Annotated in this window: 3 protein-coding genes, 1 tRNA gene and 1 rRNA gene; 2 read left to right on the top strand and 3 right to left on the bottom strand. The window is 71.8% G+C overall.

Annotation, left to right across the window (positions count from 1 at the left end; all coding sequences use genetic code 11):
- Nucleotides 1-20: 20 nt before the first annotated feature.
- Complete coding sequence (locus Q8S40_RS11745; protein WP_305670548.1) at nucleotides 21-1,505, bottom strand: AMP-binding protein; 1,485 nt, start codon at nucleotides 1,503-1,505, stop codon at nucleotides 21-23.
- A 116-nt stretch (nucleotides 1,506-1,621) separates the two neighbouring features.
- Here Q8S40_RS11745 and Q8S40_RS11740 point away from each other — a divergent pair, with 116 nt between their 5' ends.
- Nucleotides 1,622-3,409, top strand: a complete 1,788-nt coding sequence (locus Q8S40_RS11740; RefSeq protein ID WP_305670547.1) for a hydantoinase B/oxoprolinase family protein — start codon at nucleotides 1,622-1,624, stop codon at nucleotides 3,407-3,409.
- A complete protein-coding gene (locus tag Q8S40_RS11735) occupies nucleotides 3,409-5,475 on the top strand; it encodes a hydantoinase/oxoprolinase family protein (RefSeq protein ID WP_305670546.1) in 2,067 nt (688 codons plus the stop codon). The genes Q8S40_RS11740 and Q8S40_RS11735 overlap by 1 nt, the downstream gene beginning before the upstream one ends.
- A 75-nt stretch (nucleotides 5,476-5,550) precedes the next feature.
- Here Q8S40_RS11735 and Q8S40_RS11730 read toward each other — a convergent pair.
- Both Q8S40_RS11730 and rrf read right to left on the bottom strand, forming a co-directional pair.
- A tRNA-Met gene (locus Q8S40_RS11730) sits at nucleotides 5,551-5,624 on the bottom strand.
- 40 nt (nucleotides 5,625-5,664) lie between these two features.
- Nucleotides 5,665-5,779 (bottom strand): 5S ribosomal RNA (rrf, locus tag Q8S40_RS11725).
- Nucleotides 5,780-5,785: the final 6 nt, after the last annotated feature.

Genomic DNA, 5,785 nt, shown 5'->3' with positions numbered 1-5,785 from the left:
CAGCTTGGGGGCCGTGCCGCTCACCCGGCCGCCATCTCCCGCAATCGGGCGCGCTGGATCTTCGGGCCGTTCGGGCCATCCACCACGGGGAAGGCGTCCAGCGCCACGATCCGCGCCGGAACCTTGAACCGTGCCAGATTCTTGCGTGACGCGGCCATCAGGGCAGCTTCGTCATAGCCCGCGCCGGGGATGATGAAGGCGATGGGCTTGCCGCCCGCCTCCACCACCTGCGCGGCGGCGACGCCGGGCTGGGATTGCAGAAACCCCTCGATCTCCTCGGGGGAGACCAGGAAGCCGCCGATCCGCAGCGCATCGCCGCGGCGAGTCTGGAAGCCGAAGCCGCCATCCGGCTGCGCCTCCGCCAGATCGCCGCTGCGGAACCAGCCATCCGGGGTGCGGGCGGCAGCGGTAGCTTCCGGATTGCCGAGATAGCTGTCGAACAGGGAGGGGCCGCGCAGCAGCAATTCGCCATCCTCGGCGATGCGCCACCCGGCTTCGGGGCTCACCGGCGCGCCGCCGCCCACCGCGCGATGCTGCCCTGCGGGGTTCTGGCCGGCGAACAGGGCCTGGGCCTCAGAACTGCCATAGACGCCGCGAACGGCGAGGCCGAGCGCGTCGGAGGCCGCCATCACGCGCTCCGCCTGGCCGTGGAAGCTGGCATAGCCGGTGAAGTGGAAGGGGGCGTAGGGGCGGCCGGCGGCGGCATCCGCCAGCAGCAGCAGCCATTCATCGCCGCCGACCATGTGGGTGATGGCCTCGGCCCGGATCAGCGCATCGGCGGCCGGCGCATCCAGCTTTTCCATGCAGGCGATGCGCGCGCCGCCCGCCACCGCCGCCAGCGCCGCGCTCAGCCCGAAGGTGCCGCACAACGGCACGGCGGCGAGCATCGCGGCACCCGGCGCATCCGTGCCGATCGCGGCGGCCACATCCGCAGCATGGCCGGCGATGGAGGCCTGGCGGTGCAGCACCAGCTTCGGGCCGGCGGTGGTGCCGCTGGTGGTGAAGGTGAGGCATTCGGCCTCCGGCGTCGCCAGATCCGGCGCCTCCGGCCCGTCCAGCAGCGTATTCCGCGTGACCACCGGCAGGCCCGCGAGGGAGCCCTGCCCCAACCCATCCATGCCCAGCACCATCCGCAGCGACCCCGGCCGGTCGGGCAGCACGGCGGCGGCATCCACGGCCGCGAAATCGCGGGCGACGGCGATCGCCTTGGGCTGCGCGCGGGCCAGCAGGTTGCCGACCTCCAGCGCCCGGAACCGCGTATTCAGCAGCACCGCACAGGCGCCGCGCCGGGCGAGGGCGAACAGCAGCAGCAGAAAATCCGGCCGGTTTGGCAGGAAGATCGCCACCCGGTCGCCCGGCCCGATCCCCGCCGCGGCCAGCCCGCCCGCCAGGCGGCACACCTGCGCCTCCGCCTGCGCCCAGGTGAGGCCCGGGAAAGCCGGGGCATCGGGATGCGCGATGGCGCTGCGCGCCAGAAGCTCGGTCAGGGTGCCGGGACGTTCCATTGTCCCGCATGATGCGACCGCTTTGCCGCGCCCGCCAGACCACCCGCCGCAACCCTGCCCGGCTTGACGCGCCGCACGTCAGGCAGGACCGTTGCGACATGCCGACACCCGATCCCGTGACCCTCGCCGTCCTCGAGAACCGCTTCCGCGCCGTGGTGGAGGAGATGGGGGAGGCTCTGTTGCGGACCGCGACCTCCCAGATCCTGAATTCGTCGCGCGATTTCTCCATCGCGCTATGCGATGCGCGCGGCCGGCTGGTGGCGCAGGCGGACCACATCCCGGTGCATGTCGGCGCCATGCCCTTCGCGGCGGAAGCGGTGCTGGAGGCGTTTCCAGGGCAGATGCGGCCGGGCGACTGCTTTCTGCTGAACGACCCCTGGCATGGCGGCAGCCATCTTCCCGACCTGACGATCGTGCTGCCCGTCTTTGACGGGCCCCGGCCCGATTCAGACCCTCGGCCTGCGGCCTCGGATCATCGGGACGGGCGGGCGCTCGTATTTCTCTGCGTGGTCCGCGCCCACCAATCAGATATCGGCGGCGCCACCCATGGCGGCTACAACCCCTCCGCCACCGAGATCTGGCAGGAAGGCATCCGCATTCCGCCGATTCGCCTGGGCGAGGGCGACACGCTGCGCGAGGACCTCGTGCACATGCTGGCGCTGAACACCCGCATCGCGCGGGATTTTCGCGGCGACCTGATGGCCATGTGGGGCTCCGCCCGGCTCGGCGCGAAACGGCTGGAGGCACTGCTGGCCAGCCATGGCGCGGCGAAGCTGAACGCCGCCACCGATGCCATCCTGGATCTGGCGGAGACCCATGCGCGCCGCATCATCGCCACCTGGGCCGACGGCACCTGGCAGGGCGAGGCGGTGCTGGATGATGACGGCCATGGGGCGCAGGACATCACCATCCGCGCCACCGTCACCAAGCAGGGCGGCGCGCTGACCGTCGACCTGACGGCGAGCGACCCGCAGACGCTGGGCTTCGTCAATTCCTCCTGGCCCAACACCGTCTCCGCCGTGCGGATGGCGCTCGCCTATCTGCTGGACCCGGAGGTCGCGAAGAATGACGGCGCCTTCCGGCCGCTGACCGTGCTGGCGACGGAGGGCACGGTGGTGCGCGCGGCGGAAGGCGCCGCGGTGACGCTGTGCACCAGCCATTGCTCGAACGAGATCGTGGAGGCGGTGGTGAAGGCGCTGGCCCATGCCTGCCCGACCCGCGCCATGGGCGGCTGGGGCCGCCGTTTTCGGATTGCCATCCAGGGACAAGACCCGCGGCGGGCGGGACGCAAATTCGTCTGGCACCTGTTCCACGCCCGCCCCGGCGGCGGCGGTCATGCGACCGGCGATGGCTGGTCCGGCGCAGGGGAATGGCATTCCGCCGGCGGGCTGAAATTCGGCAGCGTCGAGATGGCGGAAGCCCGCTTCCCGCTGTTCTTCCGCCGCCATGAATTCCTCGCCGGCTCGGCGGGGGATGGCCAGTATCGCGGTGGGCTGGGGGGAGAGCTGGAGCTGGTGGTGGAAACCGCCGGGCCGGCGCGGGCCAACACAGCCGGCGATGGCGCGCGCCATGGCGCGGCGGGGATGCTCGGCGGGGCGGATGGCGCGCCGCATCGCTACACGCTGATCCCCACCGCGGGCACGCCGCGCGATCTGCGGACCAAGGAGACCGGCGTGCAGCTTGCCCCGGGCGACGTGCTGCATGTGCGATCCGGCGGCGGCGGCGGCTGGGGCGATCCGGCGCGGCGCCATGCGGCCGCGCGGGCGGCGGATGCGGCCGAGGGCTTGGTTCTCCGCCCCGATGACCGAAACGCCGAAGGGCGCGCAGGTCTGAACCGGAGCGGCCAGCGGCCCGATGACCGAAGCGCCGCAGGGCGCGCAGGTCTGAATCGGGGCGGCCAATAATGCGCCCCCCCTACCGGATCGGCTGCGACGTCGGCGGCACCTTCACCGATGTGGTCTGCATCGGCGCTGATGGCGCGACGCTGCTCGCCAAGGCGGCGACCACGCCGCAGGACCAGTCGATCGGCGTGCTGGACGGCCTCGGCGTGCTGGCCGGCATGCTCGGCCTGCCCCTGCCCGAATTGCTGGCGCAGACGGAGCGCCTGGTGCATGGCACCACGGTGGCCACCAACGCGCTGCTGGAACGCCGCACCGCCCGCATCGGCCTTCTGACCACGGAGGGCCATCGCGACGTCATCGAGATGCGGGAGGGTCTGAAGCCCGAGCGCTACGACCTTCGCCTGTCACCCCCCGCCCCCCTGGTGCCGCGCCGCCTGCGCCTGCCGCTGCGGGAGCGCATCCGCGCCGATGGCCAGGTGGCGCAGGCGCTAGACGAGGCCTCGCTCGCCGCCGCGATCGACACGCTGCGCACCGAACAAGTGGAGGCGGTGGCGATCTGCCTGTTCCATTCCTGGCGCGACCCGGCGCATGAACAGGCGGCCGGTGCCGCCGCCAGCGCGGCGCTGCCCGGCGTCTATGTGACGCTGTCCTCGGACGTGCTGCCGCAGATCAAGGAATTCGAGCGTTTCTCCACTACCGTGGTGAATGCCGCGGTTGGCCCCATCGTCGCGCGCTATCTCGGGCGGCTGGAGACACGCCTGGCCGAGGCCGGCTTCCGGCAATCCCTGTTCGTCATCCTCTCCCATGGCGGCGTCGCGCCGGTGGCGGAAGCAGCGCGGATCGCGGCCGGCACGGCGCTGTCCGGGCCCGCCGGGGGCGTCGCCGCCGGGCTGGCGCTGGCGCGTGCCGGGCTCGGGCAGGATCTGGTAACCTTCGATGTCGGGGGTACCTCCACCGATGTCGCGCTGATCGAGGGCGGGGAAGCCGCGCTGGGTCGCGGCCGCCAAGTGGGCGGCGAGCGCATCGCGCTGGAAAGCCTGGATATCGTGACGCTCGGCGCTGGCGGCGGCTCCATCGCGTATGTGGGTGCCGGCGGCATGATGCGCGTCGGGCCGCGCAGCGCGGGCGCGGTGCCCGGGCCAGCCTGCTACGGCGCCGGCGGCACGGAACCGGCGGTGACGGACGCGAATCTGGTGCTCGGCTACCTGGACGGATCGCGGTTCCTGGGCGGGCGGCGGTCGCTGGACCTGGCGGCAGCGCAGGGCGCGGTGGAGGCGCTGGGCGCGCAGCTCGGCCTCGGCGTGACGGAATGTGCCGCCGGCATCCATGCGCTGGCCAATATCGCGATGGCGGATGGCATTCGCGTTGCCACCGTGCGGCGCGGCGTCGATCCGCGCGGGTTCTGCCTGCTGGCCTTCGGTGGCGCGGCCGGGCTGCATGCCAGCGCGGTGGCGCGGGACCTCGGCATGGCGCGTGTTGCCGTGCCATTGCTGGCCGCGGGCCTCTCCGCCTGGGGGATGTTGCAGACGGATCTGCGCTACGAAGTCTCCCGCAGCCTGATCGGCGCCACCGGCCTGCCGGATGAGCCCGCCATCCGCGCTCTGTTCGCGGAGCTGGAGGCCGCCGCCCGCGCCCGCATGGCCGAGTGGATGGACGCGCCGCCCGTGATCCGTCGCAGCGCCGATATGCGCTATGGCGAGCAGGTGTTCGAGATTGGCGTGCCGCTGGACGCGGTGGATTGGGATGCGGCTGCCCTGCCCGCCCGCATCGCCGAGACTTTTCATGCGCGGCATGAGGCGCTGTTCACCTACGCGCTGCGGGGGGAAGAAGTGGTTCTGGTCACCGCGCGCGTGGCCGCGATTGGCCGCCTGCCCGCGTTGCCGGCGCGAACCCTGCCGCCCCAGCCGGTGGCAGCGCCGGTGGCAGCGCCGGTGGCAAGGCGCCGGGCCTTCGTGGCGGGCGTGATGGAAGATCTGCCGGTCTATGCATTCACGACGCTGGCGCCGGGCCAAAAACTGCCTGGTCCAGCGATTGTGGAGAGCGACACGACCACCGTGCTGCTGCTGCCTGGCGATGAGGCCTGGCTGGATGGCCGGGGCTGGCTTGAGGTGGCGGTCGGCGCGGGCTGACCTGCCTGTTTGGTTTGAACGCCGAAACCGCCCAAGGCGTGTGCCTTGGGCGGTTTGGGTGGGTTTGGTTTTGGGATGCGGGGACAGGATTTGAACCTGTGACCTTCAGGTTATGAGCCTGACGAGCTACCGGGCTGCTCCACCCCGCGGTGGTTGGTGATGTTCTTGCTATGATGTTCCGGTGTGGTGGCCCGGCGGCGACCTACTCTCCCGAGCCTTAAGGCTCAGTACCATGGGCGCTGGGGTGTTTCACGTCCGAGTTCGGGATGGGATCGGGTGTATCATCCCCGCGATGGCCACCGGGCCACCA

Source organism: Falsiroseomonas sp., from assembly GCF_030695085.1.
GTDB lineage: Bacteria > Pseudomonadota > Alphaproteobacteria > Acetobacterales > Acetobacteraceae > Falsiroseomonas.
Note: the sequence above shows the minus strand (reverse complement) of the source record. Positions and strands in the feature narration are given on the sequence as shown.